Annotated in this window: 12 protein-coding genes; 6 read left to right on the top strand and 6 right to left on the bottom strand. The window is 73.1% G+C overall.

Translation table 11 applies throughout. The features are described 5' to 3' along the window. Positions 1–18: 18 nt before the first annotated feature. Together treS and ACWEJ6_RS19260 are read right to left on the bottom strand one after the other, a co-directional pair. Positions 19–1,713: a maltose alpha-D-glucosyltransferase gene (gene treS, locus ACWEJ6_RS19255; protein ID WP_358283394.1), complete on the bottom strand. Its 1,695-nt coding sequence runs from the start codon at positions 1,711–1,713 to the stop codon at positions 19–21. A gap of 264 nt (positions 1,714–1,977) precedes the next feature. Further along, entirely contained in the window at positions 1,978–3,600 is a 1,623-nt protein-coding gene (locus tag ACWEJ6_RS19260) for an asparagine synthetase B family protein (protein ID WP_452425076.1), read from the bottom strand. Between the two features lie 116 nt (positions 3,601–3,716). Between ACWEJ6_RS19260 and ACWEJ6_RS19265 the strand changes: the two genes are divergently transcribed. The 4 genes from ACWEJ6_RS19265 (at position 3,717) to ACWEJ6_RS19280 (ending at position 8,967) form a co-directional block, all read left to right on the top strand. Further along, positions 3,717–5,528, top strand: coding sequence for a hypothetical protein (locus tag ACWEJ6_RS19265; RefSeq protein WP_452425078.1), 1,812 nt, complete (start codon positions 3,717–3,719; stop codon positions 5,526–5,528). A gap of 16 nt (positions 5,529–5,544) precedes the next feature. Further along, positions 5,545–6,177 (top strand): anticodon-binding protein, encoded by a 633-nt coding sequence (locus ACWEJ6_RS19270; RefSeq protein ID WP_452425080.1) that lies wholly within the window; start codon positions 5,545–5,547, stop codon positions 6,175–6,177. 163 nt (positions 6,178–6,340) lie between these two features. Continuing rightward, complete coding sequence (gene lysA, locus ACWEJ6_RS19275) at positions 6,341–7,681, top strand: diaminopimelate decarboxylase (RefSeq protein ID WP_452425211.1); 1,341 nt, start codon at positions 6,341–6,343, stop codon at positions 7,679–7,681. Then, positions 7,678–8,967, top strand: coding sequence for a homoserine dehydrogenase (locus tag ACWEJ6_RS19280; RefSeq protein ID WP_364324867.1), 1,290 nt, complete (start codon positions 7,678–7,680; stop codon positions 8,965–8,967). Before lysA ends, ACWEJ6_RS19280 begins: the two co-directional genes overlap by 4 nt. A 19-nt stretch (positions 8,968–8,986) precedes the next feature. Here the strand turns inward: ACWEJ6_RS19280 and ACWEJ6_RS19285 are convergent, their stop codons facing one another. Genes ACWEJ6_RS19285 through ACWEJ6_RS19300 form a run of 4 tightly spaced genes read right to left on the bottom strand, consistent with a single transcriptional unit; the run spans position 8,987 to position 14,644 of the window. Next, positions 8,987–10,663 carry a glycosyltransferase gene (locus ACWEJ6_RS19285; protein ID WP_452425083.1) on the bottom strand — a complete coding sequence of 559 codons (1,677 nt, stop codon included), beginning with the start codon at positions 10,661–10,663 and terminating at the stop codon, positions 8,987–8,989. Next, positions 10,660–12,717 (bottom strand): glycosyltransferase, encoded by a 2,058-nt coding sequence (locus ACWEJ6_RS19290; RefSeq protein ID WP_452425085.1) that lies wholly within the window; start codon positions 12,715–12,717, stop codon positions 10,660–10,662. Before ACWEJ6_RS19290 ends, ACWEJ6_RS19285 begins: the two co-directional genes overlap by 4 nt. Then, positions 12,714–14,210 carry a glycosyltransferase gene (locus tag ACWEJ6_RS19295; protein WP_452425087.1) on the bottom strand — a complete coding sequence of 499 codons (1,497 nt, stop codon included), beginning with the start codon at positions 14,208–14,210 and terminating at the stop codon, positions 12,714–12,716. Before ACWEJ6_RS19295 ends, ACWEJ6_RS19290 begins: the two co-directional genes overlap by 4 nt. Beyond that, positions 14,207–14,644, bottom strand: coding sequence for a hypothetical protein (locus ACWEJ6_RS19300; RefSeq protein WP_364324855.1), 438 nt, complete (start codon positions 14,642–14,644; stop codon positions 14,207–14,209). The genes ACWEJ6_RS19295 and ACWEJ6_RS19300 overlap by 4 nt, the downstream gene beginning before the upstream one ends. 235 nt (positions 14,645–14,879) lie before the next feature. Here ACWEJ6_RS19300 and ACWEJ6_RS19305 point away from each other — a divergent pair, with 235 nt between their 5' ends. Beyond that, entirely contained in the window at positions 14,880–15,950 is a 1,071-nt protein-coding gene (locus ACWEJ6_RS19305) for a glycosyltransferase family 2 protein (RefSeq protein ID WP_452425090.1), read from the top strand. Next, positions 15,947–17,593: a glycosyltransferase gene (locus ACWEJ6_RS19310; protein ID WP_452425092.1), complete on the top strand. Its 1,647-nt coding sequence runs from the start codon at positions 15,947–15,949 to the stop codon at positions 17,591–17,593. Before ACWEJ6_RS19305 ends, ACWEJ6_RS19310 begins: the two co-directional genes overlap by 4 nt. Positions 17,594–17,625 lie beyond the last annotated feature (32 nt).

Consider the following 17,625-nt stretch of genomic DNA (forward strand, 5'->3'; position numbering starts at 1 on the left):
TCTGCTCGGGGCCTGTGCTCAGTCCCCGGGCTTCAGCGCGAACCAGTAGAAGCCGTGGCCCGGCAGGGTCAGCAGGTAGGGCAGCTCACCGATCTTCGGGAAGCGCACCCCGCCGCGGGCCTCGACCGGCACCATGCCCTCGAACCTGCGCAGGTCCAGCTCGACGGGCTGCGGGAACTTCGACAGGTTGTTGACGCAGAGCATCACGTCGTCGCGGTCCTCGCGCACGTACGTGAGCACGCACGGGTTGGAGGACCACATTTCGGTGTAGGCGCCGAGGCCGAACACCGGGTGGTTCTTGCGGATCTCCAGCATGCTGCGGGTGAAGTGCAGCAGGGAGCCCGCGTGGCGCTGCTGGGCCTCGACGTTGACCGCCTGGAAGCCGTAGATCGGGTCCATGACGGCCGGCAGGTAGAGGCGGCCCGGGTCGGCCGAGGAGAACCCGGCGTTGCGGTCGGGGCTCCACTGCATCGGCGTGCGGACCGAGTCGCGGTCCTCCAGCCAGATGTTGTCGCCCATGCCGATCTCGTCGCCGTAGTACATGACCGGCGAACCGGGCAGCGACAACAACAGCGCCGTGAACAGCTCGATCAGGTCCCGGTTGTTGTCCAGCAGGGGCGCCAGCCGACGCCGGATGCCGAGGTAGGCCCGCATGCGCGGGTCCTTGGCGTACTCCTTGTGCATGTAGTCGCGCTCTTCCTCGGTCACCGTCTCGAGCGTGAGCTCGTCGTGGTTGCGCAGGAAGATGCCCCACTGTGCCGTGTCGGGCAGCTTGGGGGTGCGGGACATGATCTCGGAGATCGGCTCGCGGGTCTCCTTCTTCACCGCCATGTAGATGCGCGGCATCAGCGGGAAGTGGAAGGCCATGTGGCACTCGTCGCCGCCGGTGGTGGGGTCGCCGAAGTACTCCACGACGTCCTCGGGCCAGCCGTTGGCCTCGGCCAGCAGCACCCGGTCGGGGTAGAGCCGGTCGACCTCCGAGCGGATCTTCTTCAGGTACGCGTGCGTCTCGGGCAGCCCGGAGCACGCCGTGCCCTCACGCTCGAACAGGTACGGCACCGCGTCGAGGCGGAAACCGTCGATCCCCAGGTCGAGCCAGAACCGCAGCACCTCCAGCATGGCCTCCTGCACCGCCGGGTTGTCATAGTTCAGGTCCGGCTGGTGGTGGAAGAAACGGTGCCAGTAGTACTGCTTGCGCACGGGGTCGTACGTCCAGTTGGACTCCTCGGCGCCGATGAAGATGATCGGCGCGTCCGGATAGCCGGTGGGCTCGTCGGACCAGACGTAGAAGTCCCCGTAGGGCCCCTCCGGATCGTGCCTGGAGGCCTGGAACCACGGGTGCCTGTCGCTGGTGTGGTTCATGACCAGGTCGGTGATGATCCGCAGGCCCCGCTCGTGCGCGGCCTCGATCAACTGGACGAAGTCTCCCAGATCGCCAAAATCCGGAAGGATCTTCATATAGTCCGAAATGTCATAACCGCCATCGCGCAGCGGGGACTCGTACAGCGGCAGCAGCCAGAGGCAGTCGACGCCGAGCCATTCCAGGTACCCGAGCTTCTCGATGAGACCGCGCAGGTCGCCCGTGCCGTCACCGTTGGAGTCCTTGAACCCCCGGACGAGAACCTCGTAGAACACCGCCCGCTTGTACCATCGCGGATCTTCCGAGACGAAAGCCTCAGAGATCGACTCAGGTGATGGGGATGCGTTGATCATGATGTCGCTCACAGGAAGAGATGTGGGCAGGACGAAGTCACCGGTTACCCCGGCGTTCTTAGCTGGTGACCGCGCCGCGTGGAGTCGTCATCCCTGCGAACTCCATGCCCTCGAACGAGACCGGATTTGTGATCTGGTGCCCGTTTGTTGCGGCGCTTACGGGCCGAACACTACCAGCCCGGTGGCTTTCCGGAACCCGCTTCTGCTGTGCGACGTGTAATACCCGCGAGATCCGTATGTAATCGCCCTGTTACCCAGAGTTCACTAAAAAGGTGCGGTGACGTCCGGGAGGTCGTTCTCGAAGTCGTTCAGCCAGAGTCCGAAAAGCACCAGTCCGCGCACCCAGAAACGGTCGTTCCAGCCGTTGAACCGGGTCAGCGCGTCCGGACCGCCGGCGATCACCTCGTGCAGCTCGTCGGAGAGCATCGCGGGCACGCGGCGGGCCACGACTTCGAGCATGGCGTGGGAGTACGCCCGCGCCGGCGCGGCCGTGGAACGCAGGGGCACCCGCTGGAGCGGCTGCTTGACCACGTTCGTGGACGGCAGCGCGGCCACCCTCGGGTTGGCCGCGTGCAGCACCTCGCGGTAGAAGCGGCCCTTGTCCTTGCGCGCGACGCCGACGCTGAGCGCGGCGTCGAAGAAGGCGGGATGGATGAACGGCGCCGCGAACGACGCCTCCGGCCCCACCAGGTTGACCGCCGAACGCGCGATGCCGCGCACGGTCCTGGTGTGCAGCACCGACAGCGGCAGCTCGGCCCGGTGGCCGTGGAGCATCGAGGTGGCCGCCGCGAACTGCTCGCGCACGGTCTCCTCCATCCACTGCGCGGCCGCCTTGGACAGGAACGGCTGCGCGGGCGCGCCCAGCGACAGCGAGCCCAGCAGCGCCGCCGACCGCTCGGCCTGCGTCCTGGCCTCCAGCGCGGCGCCGCTGACCATGAAGTTCTTCAGCAGCGGGCCGCCGGCCAGGCCGTCGACCAGGATGCGGCCCGAGCCGTGCACCTCCTTGGCGAACGGCGCGTACCAGGCGTGGTGCGGCGTCAGGTACTCCAGCCGGCGGGCCACCTCGGCGGCGTCGGCGGGGTAGGCGGCGGCGTCCTGGGTGACGATCCGGTGCGGGATGCCCAGCTCGCGGGTGATCGCCCTGGCGAAGGCGATGTCGGTGTCGGTGCCGTCGTCGGGGCTGGTGGTCCACGACTCGACGTCGGCGCCGCGGGCCATGGCCACACTGGCCAGCAGGCGCGAGTCGTAGCCGCCGCTGACCGGCACGAGCAGCCTGCGGCCGTCGTAGTCCTCGTAGACGTGGTGCAGCAGCTCGACGATCTCCTCGGGGCTGGTCCACGCCTCGTACGGCTCGGTGCGCAGCCAGCGCGGCAACCGGCGCTCGGTGGCCAGGCGGCCGTGCTCGAACACCAGCGCGCTCGACCCCGGCAGCCGCCTGACCTCCCGGTACGGGGTCGCCTCGCCCAGCGGGAACGTCACCTGGATGATCGAGGCCCAGGCGGCCCAGTCGATCTCGATGGGCACCAGGCTGAGCAGCGGCTGGATCAGCGAGGAGAAGTAGACCGCGTCGCCCTGGCGCACGTAGTAGACGTCGACCAGGCCGAGCGCGCCCGCGTGCAGCGTCACCCGCGCGCCGTCGCCGATCAGGCCGGGCGTCTCGTACGTCTCCGCGACCGTCATCCAGTCCTCGGCGGCGGCGGGCTTGCGCTCGCCCCACGAGAACGCGAACGCGCCGCCCGCCCGGTGGTACGGCGGCAGCGGCGCGGAGCTGAACAGCGCGGCCTCGTCCGTCTGGAGCGCGGGCCGCACCTTGGGGCCCGCGGCGGTGAGTTTGCCCAGTATGGAGGTGTCGATCCGGCCGAGAGCGCCGCATACGTAGGGTCGCACGTTGAACTGCACCGGATCTCATCCCTTCGAGACGCTTCCTGCAAAAGAGTATCCTTTGCCGGGCTGAGAGAGCGGAGGTCCGGTTGTCTACCGAGCTGGAAAGCACGCGTCGGGCGTTGCGGGAAGCTGTCGCGCAGGCCGAGCGCGCGGCCGAACTGGCCAGGCTGCTGGACGCCGCGCAGTCCAGGCTGGCGGCCGCCGAGGAGAGCGCCGAGGAGGCCAGGAAGCTGGCCGAGCAGCTGAGCGAGACCGAGGAGCGGCTGGAGGCCGAACGGGCCGCGGCCGACAGGCTGCGCAAGGAGCTGGCCGAGCAGCGCTTCCAGGCCGAGGTGGCCAACTGGAAGCTGTCCTCGATCAAGGTCGCCCGCTGGAACCGGCTCGGCGACGCCATCAAGAGCGGCAAGAACAACCCGATGCGCCTGGCCAAGGGGCTCAAGGGCGCGGCCAAGCCGGTCAAGCGGCCCAGCGCGCCCAAGCGCCGGCCGGTGGCCGTCCAGGGGGCCAAGGAGGCGCGTCCTGGGGCGTCCTTCCAGGCCACCAGCACGACCAGGACGCTGGGCGGGGCCTCGTTCAAGCTCAAGCCGTACCGGATCCCCACCGGGCCCAACACCCGCCCGCACCTGACCGCGGCCGTCGTCGCCGATCCGCACGTCGAGGCGCTGCTGCGTTACGAGTGGCGCCAGACGACCGGGTTCACGCCGCGCGACTTCGCCCGCGTGCTGCCGCTGGAGGTGCCCCACCTGCTCGTGGTGGAGTCCGTCACGCAGGGGCCGTGGCTGGAGGAGCTGACCGGCGAGCCGGGCGAGGGGCTCAGGGCCCTGCTGGCCTGGTGCGCCGAGCGCGGCATCCGCACCGTCTTCTGGCACACCCAGGGCGACGTGGCCGACTACGCCGCCGCGGCCGAGCTGTTCGAGCACCGCTTCACCACCGACATGACGGTCCCGTGGCCGCGCCTGCACTTCGGCGTGCAGCCCCGGGTGCACAACCCGCTGCCGCTGGCCGGCGGGCGGGTCGACCGGGTGCTCACGCTCGACCAGCTGCTGCCGCCGCACCTGGCCTATCCCGACGTGCTCACCTCCTACCGCTGGCCGGCCGCGGCCGACTGCCCGCCGGGCACGCCGCAGTGGCGGCTGGCCGAGATCGCCGCCTGCGGCACGCCGATCGGCACCGAGCCGGACTCACGGCGGGCGCACGTGGCCCTGCGCCGGGCCTACGGCACGGGGACGATGACCGAGCGCGTGGACGAGCTGCTGGAGGCCATCGGCCTGCCCAGCGCCCGCGCCACCCTCGACACCTCCGTGCTGCTGCCGATCCTCGACCCGTCGCTCATGGAGCACGCGCTGGCCCAGGTCGCCAGGCAGTCCGGCGTGGCCCAGGTGATCGTCATCGGCCCGCCCGAGGCCGAGCTGCGCGCCCGTGACGTGCTGACCGACGCCGAGGTGCTGTACCGGCGGCCCCACCCGGCCATGAGCGAGGGCGCGATGCTGGCCAAGGGCCTCGACCTGTGCGAGTCCGACCTGGTCGCGGTCATGGACCCGCGGGACGTCTACGGCCCGCACTACCTGTCCGACCTGCGCCGGGCCTTCCTGTTCAGCACGGCCGACATCGTCGGCAAGGCCGCCTTCTACGCCCACCTGCGCAAGCCCCAGGCGACCCTGCTCAAGCAGCCCGAGGCCGAGTACGCCTACCTCCCCGAGATCGCCGGGGCCACCCTGCTCGCCCGCAGGAACGCCCTGCGCGAGGTGGGCTTCGCCGACCTCACCGAGGGCTGGGACGAGGTCATGATGCGCCAGTGCCGCACCGACGGCGTCAAGGTCTTCTCCGCCGACCGGTTCGGCTACGTGCGGGTGCGCGACGAGGACCGCTGGCTGCTCGGCGCGGCCCACCTGGTCGAGTACGGCTCGGCGGAGCCGCACGCGCTGATCTGACGCCTACGCTGAGCCGATGACCGACCTGCTCGCCCAGTCGCTGGCGGAGGTGCTGGGGGAGCCGCCGGCGCCCGAGGGCACCTGGGAGCGGGAGGCCGTCTACGTGACGGCCGCCGCGCTGCGCCGCCGCGTCCCTCCGGCCGAGCTGGCCGCGCGGGTGCGGGCGGTGGACGGGGTGACCGAGGCGCGGGCGCGGCCGAACGGCTTCCTGCGCATCGTCGTGGACGCGCCGGGACGGCTGGTCGAGTCCCTGGACCCGCCCGCCCTTCCCGAGCCCGGCTGGCCCGACTTCCCGCGCACGTGGGACAACCCGGGCTTCGTCGTCCGGTACGCCCACGCCCGTGCCTGCGCGGTGCTGCGGTGGGCCGGGGAGCTGGGGGTGCCGCTCACCGGCTTCCGGCCCGAGCTGCTCGACGGCCCCCACGACCGCCGGGTGCTGCGGGTGCTGGCCGAGCTGCCCGGACGCGCCCTCAGCCGCGACCCCGGCTGGGACGCCTACTCCGTCCGGCTGGCGCTGGCCTACCACGACGCCCACGAGCACGCCCCCGCCGTCCCGATGGGGGACGAGCCGGTCCGGCCGGTGCACACGGCGCGGTTGCGGCTGGCGGAGGCCGTCCGGGGGGTACTGGTTGGGCCGGAAAGATTGTGATGGATCGTAAAATATCCGGCTAAAGCGCGAAAAATCGTGAAAATGTTGCTTGTGGACCTTGATCGCGTCTCGATACGTGGGCGGTGGTCCTGGAAGGGGCGGCGGTTCCGATAGCCTCGATCGGGTGAGCTTCGTCCATCCAGCCGGGGACCGGCACGCCGAGATGCTGCCCCACGAGCGCCCCCCGATGGCGCCCGCCGACCTCAACCGGATCGACCCCGCGATCTGGCCCCGAACGTCGACCCGGACCGACGGCACGCTCACGGTCGGCGGCGTCGACGTGCGCGACCTGGCCCGCGAGTTCGGCACGCCGCTCTACGTCCTCGACGAGGCCGACGTACGCTCACGCATGCGCGACTACGCCACGGCCTTCCAGGGCTCCGAGGTCCACTACGCGGGCAAGGCGTTCCTGTGCAAGGAGATCGTGCGCTGGCTGGCCGACGAGGGCCTCGGCCTCGACGTCGCCAGCGGCGGCGAGCTGGCGGTGGCGCTCAGCGTCGGCTTCCCGCCCGAGCGCATCACCCTCCACGGCAACAACAAGTCCACGGCCGAGCTGACCCGCGCCCTGGAGTGCGGCGTCGGGCACATCGTGGTCGACTCCTACGAGGAGATCGCCCGCCTCGGCTACCTCGCCGAGCAGCTCGGCAAGCGGCCCAAGGTGATGATCCGGGTGACCACCGGGGTCGAGGCCCACACCCACGAGTTCATCGCCACGGCCCACGACGACCAGAAGTTCGGCCTGTCGCTCAACACCGGCGCCGCCGCCGAGGCCGTGCGCCGCATCCTCGCGCTGCCGCAGCTCGACCTGGTCGGCCTCCACTCCCACATCGGCTCCCAGATCGTCGACACCGCCGGGTTCGAGGTGGCCGCGCGACGGCTGGCCACGCTGCTGGTGCAGATCAAGGACGAGCACGGCGTCGTCCTGCCGGAGCTCGACCTCGGCGGCGGCTACGGCATCGCCTACGTCGAGGGCGACGAGGCCCCCGACATCAAGGAGCTGGCCGACGGCCTGCGCGAGATCGTCACCAAGGTCTGCGCCGACGCCGGCCTGCCGGTGCCGCGCCTGACCGTCGAGCCGGGCCGCACCATCGTGGGTCCGGGCGGCATCACCCTCTACGAGGTCGGCACGGTCAAGGACGTCGAGGGGCTGCGCACGTACGTCAGCGTCGACGGCGGCATGAGCGACAACGTGCGCACCGCCCTCTACGGCGCGGAGTACACCGCCACCCTCGCCAGCCGCGCCAGCGACGCCGCGCCCATGCTCAGCCGCCTGGTCGGCAAGCACTGCGAGAGCGGCGACATCCTCGTGCGCGACTTCCACCTGCCCGCCGACCTGGCGCCCGGCGACCTGGTCGCCGTGGCCGCGACCGGCGCCTACTGCCGTTCGCTGGCCAGCAACTACAACTACCTGCCCAGGCCCGCCGTGGTCGCCGTCGCCGACGGCACGGCCCGGGTGATCGTGGCGGGCGAGACCGAGGACGACCTGTTGAGGGGGCAGCTGTGAAACCGCTGAAAGTGGCTCTGCTGGGCTGCGGCGTCGTCGGCTCGCAGGTCATCAGGCTCCTGCACGAGCAGGCCGACGACCTGGCCGCGCGCATCGGCGCACCGCTGGAGCTGGCCGGCGTGGCCGTGCGCAGGCTCGGGCGCAAGCGCGACATCGAGGTCGACCCGGCGCTGCTGACCACCGACGCCGAGTCCCTGGTCACCCGCGACGACATCGACATCGTCGTCGAGGTGATCGGCGGCATCGAACCGGCCCGCACGCTCATGGTGGCCGCCCTCGAACGCGGCAAGTCGGTCGTCACCGCCAACAAGGCCCTGCTCGCCGAGGACGGCTCGTCCCTGCACGAGGCGGCCCGCCGGGGCGGCGGCGACCTCTACTTCGAGGCCAGCGTCGCCGGGGCCATCCCGCTGCTGCGCCCGCTGCGCGAGTCGCTGGCCGGCGACCACGTCAAGCGCGTGCTCGGCATCGTCAACGGCACCACCAACTACATCCTCGACAAGATGGACACCTCGGGCGCGTCCTTCACCGACGCCCTGGAGGAGGCCCAGACGCTCGGCTACGCCGAGGCCGACCCGACGGCCGACGTCGAGGGCTTCGACGCCGCCGCCAAGGCCGCGATCCTGGCCGGCCTGGCCTTCCACAGCCGGGTCACCGCCGACAAGGTGCACCGCGAGGGCATCACCGAGATCACCGCCACCGACGTCGCCTCCGCCAAGGCCATGGGCTACGTCATCAAGCTGCTGGCCATCTGCCAGCGCTCCGACGACGGCCGCTCGTTCGGCGTGCGGGTGCACCCGGCGATGATCCCGCGCACCCACCCGCTGGCGGGGGTGCGCGAGGCGTACAACGCGGTGTTCGTGGAGGCCGAGTCGGCCGGGCAGCTCATGTTCTACGGCAAGGGCGCCGGCGGCGCGCCGACGGCCTCGGCCGTGCTCGGCGACCTCGTGGCCGTCGGCCGCAACCGGCTGGCCGGCACCCACGGGCCCGAGGAGTCCACCTACGCCGACCTGGCCGTCCACCCGATGGGCGACACGGTCACGCGCTGCCACGTGGCGCTCGACGTGGCCGACAAGCCCGGCGTGCTGGCGCGGGTGGCCGACCTGTTCGCCAAGCACGACGTGTCCATCCAGACCGTCCGCCAGGAGGGGCACGGCGACGACGCCCAGCTCGTCATCGTCAGCCACCGCGCCACCGACGCGGCCCTCACGGCGACCATGGAGGGGCTGCGCGAGCTCGACATCGTCCGCGCGGTCGCCGGCGTGATGCGCGTGGAGGGCGACGACTGACGCCCGCCGCCCCGCCCGGTCAGTGGGCGGGGAAGGCCAGGTCGCGGACGCGGCGCACGGCCCGTTTCAGGACCGTGCGGTCCTGCTCGCGGGCCAGCCGCACCGCCTCGCGCCGCCAGCTCTCGGCCTTCTCCCGCCAGCGGGAGGCGTCCCTGCCGTTCTTGGCGGCCTCCCGGCGCAGCTGGGCGATCTCGGCGCGCAGGGCGGCGACGCGCTTGCGGTGGAGGGTCAGCTCCTTCTCGTGGCGGGCGGTGAGCAGGGCGAGCTCCGCGACCGGCGGCCGGCGCGGCGGGTAGACGTCGGGGCGGCGGCGCAGGCCCCACGACGCGCCGTCCGCCCATTCCAGGCCGTACAGGGCGTCGATCAGGTCGTCCGGGTGGTCGCCGGGGGCGGCGACCAGGGCGGCTCTGGACAGGGCGGCCGTCCGGTCGAGGCGGGCGGCGACCACGCCCTGCGGGGTCTCGTCCAGGGCCAGGCACAGGCTGCCGAGGTCGTGCTCGTCCAGGTGGGCGATCAGGCGTTCGAGCGTGTCCGGGGAGAGGGTCCAGCCGGGCGGCACGGTCAGCCGGAAGGGGGCCGTTGTGCCGGTGGGTGGTTCGGAGGCCAGGCGGACCCGCGGGTCGTGCTCGAAGGTGGCCTTGAGCAGGCGCAGGTCCAGGTCGGGGTCGCGCAGGGGCGAGCGGCGTCCGGTGGGCAGCGCGGGCCAGGGGCCGGTGAGGGTGAGGCGCACGTCGGGGATGGAGGAGGCGAGCAGGGCGTCCGCGGTGGCGCGGGTGTCCTCGTAGCCGTCCGCCGGCACCACCGCCTCCACGTACGGCACCAGCCACTGCCGCCCCGGGTCCGTCCGCAGATACCGCCGGTAGGGAACCCGGTCGGCCACGTAGGGGTCGTTGTACCGCTTCAACGCGGCGACGTCGCGCATCGCGGTCGGCAGGCCGACGTGCCACGCCCGCGCCTGCGGGTCCGGGACGAACACCGCCCCCGCCTGGACGAGCCGGTACCCCAGCTCGGTGTCCTCGGCCAGCACCAGCGAGGTGTCCAGGCCGCCGATCGAGCGCAGCAGCGCCGCCGGGTACGACGCCGTGGCCCCCACGTGCACGCGGGCGGCCGTCGCGCCGGACGCCGTACGCAGGCCGTCGTGGTCGTGGATGAGCTGCTCGGCCCAGTCGTGCCGGTGCGGCGACAGCGGGAACAGGCCGTCCTCGGCGCCCGCGTGCAGGGCCTGGACGACCTGCTCCGGCGTGGGCGGCTCGGCGGCCGAGGTGAAGTCGATCCAGCCCAGCACCACCACGTACGGGGCCAGGTGGTGCCACCGGAGCTGGGCCTCGACGTGCCGCCGGTGCGGGACCATGTCGGCGTCCAGCACGAGGACGACGTCGCCGGCGGCGGCGTCCAGGCCCGCCTGCACGGCCCAGGCGCGCCCCCAGCCGCCCGGCGGGCTGGAGATCAGCTTGGTGCCGCCCGGGGCGAGGGCGGGCAGGCGGATGGGGGTGGCGCTGCCGTCGTCCACCACGACCACGTCGAGCAGGTGCGCCGGGTAGCTCTGCGCGGACAGGGCGGCGAGCGTCAGGTCCAGGGTCTCCTGGCGGTCGTGCGCCGGGATGACGACCGTGACGGCGAGCTCCGGCTCCCAGGCCCCCAGCTCGGGCGGGTCGAGGACGCCGAAGTCGTTGCCACGGATGCGCGGGACGGTCATGGGCGGCTGCTCCCCTCCAGCTCCATCAGGGCGTTCGGGCGGAACCCGCGCCACTGGCGCCGGTTGCGGCGCAGGAACGTGCCGATGGGCTCCTGCCAGGTGTGGGCGGAGGCCGGGCCGCGGCGCAGGATGTAGCCCAGGCCGTGGGTGCGGTAGATCTGGCCGCCCGCCGCCTGGAGGGCCTCCTGGAACTGGGTGTCCACCGAGCGGCGCAGCGGCCGGAAACCGCCCACGGCCTGGAACGCCGAACGCTCCACCAGGATCGTGCCGCCCGCCACGAAGCTGGTGATCTGCTCGGTGACCTGGCTGCGGTGCACGGTGACGTCGATCGAGGCCAGATAGACGAACTCGGGCACCGTGCCGACCACCTGCGCCCCCGAGTAGGCGTGGGCGAGCAGCAGATCGGCCAGGAAGTCGGGGCCGTACCAGTCGTCGTCGTCCATCTTGAGCAGGAACGAGCCGGAGGCCCGGGCGGCGGCCTCGTTCAGCACCTCGCCGAAGACGGCCGCGGGGTCGGCCTCGTACACGGTCAGCGGGCCGCCGAAGTCGGCCAGGGCGGCGGCGACGTCCGGGTGCTCCCGCGGGACGCCGTGCAGCGCGAGCACCACTTCGAGCTGGGCGTCGCGCTGGCGGGCGATCTGCCGCAGCGCGAACGGCACCATGTCGGCGCGCCGGGTGGCCAGCAGGACGGAGGTGAGCGGGGGAGCGGGGGCGGGCGCGCCGAGCTGCTCCCACCGCGCCGCCACGCCATGGGTGCGCAGGGCGGCCCGGCGCAGCCGGATGCTGTGCTCCTCGCGCCGCAGCTCGTCGGACAGGTCGGGGGCGGCGGGCAGCAGCGCGACCAGCTCGTCCCCGAGAGCGCCCGCCCAGCGCGGCACGGCTCCGGTGACCAGCGGCACCCCGGCGGCGGCCAGACCGGCCAGCACCCGCACGGCCGCCAGCGGGCCGCTGTGCGGATGTTGCCAGCTCACCTCGACGCCGCGGATCTGCCGGAGCCTGGCCACGTCGGCGTCGGTCACCCCGCCCGACTCGGCGAACGTCGTGACGACCTTGCCGTCGAGCAGCACCGACCAGCGGCCGTCGCGCTCGGCCAGCGCGGCCATGCCCCGGGACGGCGTGGTCACGAACCCCTGGGGGTTCACCAGCCGCTCGTCCACGGGCGGGACCATCGACGGCTCGCCGAGCACGTCGGGGTCGGCCAGCGGCGACCCCGCCCCGCCGGGACGCCCGATGCTCTCCCAGCTCGCGGCGACGATCGTGGGCCGCTCGACGGGCGCCTGGTCACCGGCCCAGCCGATCCCGCCCGGCTCGGCGGAACCGTCCGGCGTCAGGGCCGGGGACGCGTCCGGGGCGCGGCCGTCGCCCGGCGGGCGCAGGGCGTCGCCGGCCAGGCCGCGGAGGGCGACGTCGCCCAGCGTGCGGAGCACGACGTCGCTGCCGGGGGCGCCGACGCGTTCGGGGACCGGGCCGCTCACCTCGGCGGGCGTGGCGTTCGGGTCGCCGGGACGCCAGTCGGCCGAGCCGATCCCGGCGATGCCGGCGGCGGGCGCGGCGATCACGTCCAGGCGGTGACCGGCGAAGGCGCGGGCGGTGGCGGTCACGGTGCGGCCGGCGGGCGTCGCGGCCGAGAAGCGGGCGTCCACCACCCACACCCGGCTCCTGGGCTGGTAGACCCGCAGGTCCGTCAGCGACCGCCAGCGGTGCGCGGGGGTCGGCGTGGGCACGGGGGCCGGGTGCGAGGCGGGGGCGTCGAGCACGCACACCACCACCCGTCCGGCCAGCGGGAGCAGCTTGTGCAGGGTCGCCACCCTGCGCAGGTCGGCGGGCGTCCTGGCGAGCACGAGGACGTGGTCGGCCGTCTCCGGCTCGGCGGGCGGCTCCAGCAGGTCCCGGTCCAGGTCCACGGCGCCGGCGGGCAGCCCGGCGCGGCCCTCGCCGCCCTCGCCGCCTTCGCCGTCGGCCGGGAAGGTGGGGCTCTCGATGCCGGCCAGGAACACCCGGGCGTCCGGCAGCTCAGCCAGCAACGCGGTGACCGTCCGCCGCTCGGCGCTCATCCGGCGCTCCGCAGGTGCCGGATCAGGGAGCTCAGCGGCCCGGGAGCGGGGTCCTCCTGCTCCTGCGCGCGGGACAGGCGCTCGACCTCGGCGGAGAGCCGGTCGACCTGGGCGCGCAGCTCCTTGGTCTCCGCCAGCCGCCGGGCCGCCAGGGCGCGCCACTTGGCCGGGTCGCCGCCCAGCGGCGGTGGGTCGGCGGCGGCGCCGAAGCCGTGCTCGCCGCCCTCGACCCACAGGACGCCGAACAGCTCGTCCACCAGGTCGTCGGCGGGGCCGTCGAAGCGCGCGGCGCGGGCGAAGGCGGCCGTGCGCTCCAGCCGGGCGGCCACGACCCCGTCCGCGTCCTCGGCCAGCGCGACGCAGAGCAGGCCGAGCAGGTCCTCGTCGGCCAGTCGCACCAGCCGGGCGAGGGTGTCGGCCCCGAGGACCCATCCGGCGGGCAGCCGCAGCAGGAACGGGGTGGGGGCGGCGGTGACCGGTTCGCTTTCCGCGAACGTGACGCGCGGCTCGTGGGCGTACAGGTTGTGCAGCAGCCGCAGGTCCAGCAGCGGGTCGTCGAGGCTGGACCGGCGTTCGCCGGTCAGCCGGCCCCAGGGGCCGACGACGGTGACGGCGGCGTCGGGCAGCGTGCCCGCCAGCGCCGCGTCCACGCTCGCCCGGGTCTCCTCGTACGTGGTGGCGCTCACCACGACCCGCACGTACGGCACCTGCCAGTGGCGCCGGGGATGGCCGCGCAGCCAGCGCAGATCCGGCACCAGATCGCCCAGGTAGGACCAGTTGTGCCGATGGACCTCCTTCTCCCGCAGCATCACCGTGGACGGCCCGACGTGCCACGCCCTGGCCTGCGGATCGGGCACGAACACCGCCCCCGCCTGGGCCAGCCGGTAGCCCAGCTCGGTGTCCTCGGCCATGTTGAGCGAGGCGTCCACGCCGCCCGCCGCGCGCAGCAGCTCGGCGCGCACCGACGTGGAGGCCCCCGTGTGCAGCAGGTACGCGCTCGTCCCCGCGTCCTTCAGCATCCGGGTCGACTCCAGCGTCTTGCGCGTGTACTCCGGTCGCGTGCCCTCCTCGCCGGGGGCCGTCACGAACCGGATGTCGCCGATCACCACCACGTGGTCGAGCAGGTGGTGCCAGCGCATGTGCGCCTCAAGGTGGTCGGGGGCCAGGATCATGTCGGAGTCCAGCCAGTGGATCACCTCGCCGGTGGCGGCCAGCTGCCCGGTCTGCCGGGCCGCGCCGCGTCCCCAGCCGTCGGTCACCCGTACGACGCGGGCCCCCGGCAGCTCGACCGGCGGCGTGCTGCCGTCGTCGGCGACCACGATCTCGACGAGTTCGGCCGGGTAGGTCTGCGCGGCCAGCGCGGACGCCGTGCGCTCCAGCGCCTCCTGGCAGTCGTAGGCCGGGATGACCACGGACACGCGCAGCTCGGGCGTCCAGTCCCCGATCGCGGGCGGGCGCAGCACCCCGTAGTCGTTGTGCCGGACGCGGATCATGCCAGGCCCTTGGCCAGCGCGCGAACCTCCTCGCGCAGCTCCTCGACCTCCCGGGCCCTGGTCATGGCGTTCACGCGGTCCTCGCCGAGCGAGGCGAGGATCGCCCCGATGTCGTCGGCCCGCCGCGCGGCCGACTCCTCGACCGCCTGGACCAGCAGTTCCAGCCGGGATTCGAGGTTCTTGACCGCGGTCGTCGCACGGGCGAGCTCGGCCTCGTGCTTCTTCATGCGCAGGTCGATCCGGTGCGCCTTGCCGTCCACGCGGCGGACGGTGAGCAGCAGCAGGGCGAGGGCGGCCAGCGTGACCGCGAACGCGGCGACGGCCGCCGCCGCGCCGAGGGTGAGCAGGCCGGCCAGGACGAGCAGGGCGAGCACCCCGGCGGCGACGACTGCGAGAAGTGCGGCGGCCGCTGCCAGTCGGCGGGGCGAGAGCATCCGCGCAAACCTTTCATAGTCACGACTAGTCGGGCATAGGAGGATGGGCGGGATTATTGCCACCCTAATAAACCCTGACCACTACCGTGCCATATGTTCCTGGAGGAAAACTGGGAACCCGGCCTCGGGGCTCATGCCGTCCGCCACCCGAAAGCTGCCTGTCTGTCTACTGACGTGTAAAAACGGGCGTAAGGTAGGCGCCGATCCAGTCCCGTCCGGTCGAGGAGCATCGTCCATGTCCGTCACCCCCTGCGGCTTCACGCGTACGCCGGGCAAGGGGTTCGCCCGGCTGCACTGGTCGGACGGCTGGCAGGTGGACGGCGGGCCGCCCGACGTGCCCGCGCTGCGCTCCCGGCGCGGACTGGAGATCGACTGGCCCGCCGCGCCGGTGCCGCTCGACGGCCTGACGGAGCTGGCCGGCGCCGGGATCCCGCTGACCGCCCAGGACGCCCCCGCGTGGGTGCCGGGCGACCTGGCCACGCTGCTCACCGACCGCGACTGGCTCGCCGCGCCCGCCGACGGCACCGCGCGCTGCCTGGCCGACCTGCGGCGGGAGGAGCACAGCGTACGGCTGCGGCGCCTGGTCCACCGGCCCGCCCGCGCGACGGTCAGCATCGTCATGTCGACCAAGCGGCCCGCCCTGGTCGGCCCGGCGCTGGCGCAGATGGAGCGGCAGCGGGGCGTCGAGGCCGAGGTCCTGCTCGGGCTGCACGGGGTGGCCTTCGAGCAGGTGCGCGCGGCCGTCGAGGCGTGCTCGCTGCCCGTCAGGTGGGTCGAGGCGGCCAGGACGGTGCCGTTCGGCGAGGTGCTGAACCGGGCCGCCGCCCTGGCCTCGGGCGACTACCTCGCCAAATGGGACGACGACGACTGGTACGGCCCCGGCCACCTGTCCGACCTCCTCATGGCCCGCTCGTACGCGGGGGCCGACGTGGTGGGCACGACGGCCGAGTTCTTCTACCTGGAGCCGTTGCGCGCCACGATCCGGCGGACGACGTTCGCGAGCGGAGCGGCGTACCCTAGCGAGGTTTGGGCGGATCACGTAGCCGGAGGCACCATTTTGCTCCAAAGCGCGAAATTTCGGGAAATTGGAGGATTTCCCGCTCTTCCGCGTGCGGTCGATCTGGAGTTCGTGAAAGCGGCGCAAAAGATCGGCGCGCGCGTCTATCGCACGCACGGCCTCGGCTACGTCCTGCGCAGGGGGTTCACCGAGGAGCACACCTGGCAGCTGCCCCTGGCCCATTTCGTCAGAATCGCCACGAACCAATGGCACGGCTTCCGGCCGAGCCTGCTGATGGAAACCGCATGAACAACGGCCAGAAGCCGCCGGTGCGCGGCAACGACTACCGCGTGCTGCAACCCGCCGAGGATCTCACCCCGTCGCTCACGGTCAGCGTGATCATCCCGGCCTACGGCGGCCAGGAGAAGCTGGACCTGGTGCTGGCCGGTCTCGCCCGCCAGACCTACCCGGCCGCGCTCACCGAGGTCATCGTCGTGGACAACGGCAGCGTGCCGCCCCTGCGGCTGCCCGACGTCCGTCCCGAGGGCGCCCGTCTGATCGTCTGCGACCAGCCCGGCCGCGCGAACGCCCGCAACGCCGGGCTGGCCGAGGCCACCGGCGACGTGATCCACTGGCTCGACTCCGACGTCGTCCTCACCCCGGGCGCGATCGAGGCCCACATGCGCTGGCACCACACGGCCCCCTACCTGGTGGTGACCGGCTACATCAGGTTCACCGACGCGGAGCTGCCCGCCGAGCTCCCCGCCGACCTGGAGGAGCACTTCGAGCCGGCCGAGCCGCACGCCTGGATCGTCGACCTCGTCGAGCGCACCGACGGCCTCACCGCCAACCCCCAGCGTCCCTTCAGCCTGCACGTCGGCGGCGCGACCTCGGTCGGGGCCCGCCTGATCGAGGCCGCCGGCCCCATGGACGACGAGCTGATCCTCGGCCAGGACACCGAGATGGGCTACCGGCTGAGCCAGGCGGGCGCGGTGTTCGTGCCCGAGCCGCGCGCCCGCGCCTACCATCTCGGCCCGACCATGCGCATGCGCGACAAGGAGTCCATCGACCGGGTGAGCCACGCGTTCGTGGCCGACCGCATCCCGGCGTACCGGTGGTTGCGCTCCCATCCGTCCCGCCAGTGGAAGATCCCGTACGTCACCGCCGTCGTGGACGGCACGGCCGGCTACGACAGCGTGCGCGCGACCGTGGACGCCCTGCTCGCCGGGACCGTTCCCGACCTGTCGGTGCTCCTGCTCGGCCCCTGGGACGAGGTGGGCCGCGAGCGCCGCTCCCCGCTCAAGGACCCCGGCCTCGACCTGGCCCTGGTCCACGGCCACTACCTGCACGAAGGGCGGGTGCGCCTGGCCACCTCCGAGGAGCTGGACCCGGCCACGCCGTTCGTGCTGCGCCTGCCGCCCGGCTGGATCCCGGGCGAGGACACCCTCGCCCGGCTGCTCGACCTGGCCCGCGACGAGGGCCTCGGCCTGGTGGCCGTGCTGCTGCGGGAGTCCTCGCAGGGTGTCGTGGCGGCCCGCCTGGAACGCCGCTCGGCCTTCGCCAGGGCCCGCATGGTGGCCGGCGGCGAGCCCGGTGAGCCCGGCGACCTCGACGACGTGGTGGACGCCGTGTCCGGCGTGTCCTGGGTCGAGGGCGAGACCTACGGGTTCACCACGGAGGCGGCGCCGCTGATCGGGCGGCGCGGGGCGTACCGGGCGCGGCTGGAGGCCCGGGCCGAGGCCGAGCGGCTGGCGGCGGAGGCCGACCGCCTGCGCGCCCAGGTGACCAAGTGGCGGGACGAGGCCACCCGGTGGCGCAGGACGGCCGTCGAGCTGCGGCGCGACGTGAGCACCCTGCGCCGCCAGCTCGCCGCCGCGAACCGCGCCCAGCAGAGCCTGCGCACCCTGCTGTCGGCCACGATGAAACGAGCACTGGGCCGCCGCCTGCGATGAGACGAGCGCTGGGCCGCCTGCGCGGCCGGCCG

This window comes from Nonomuraea sp. NPDC004702 (genome assembly GCF_053601695.1).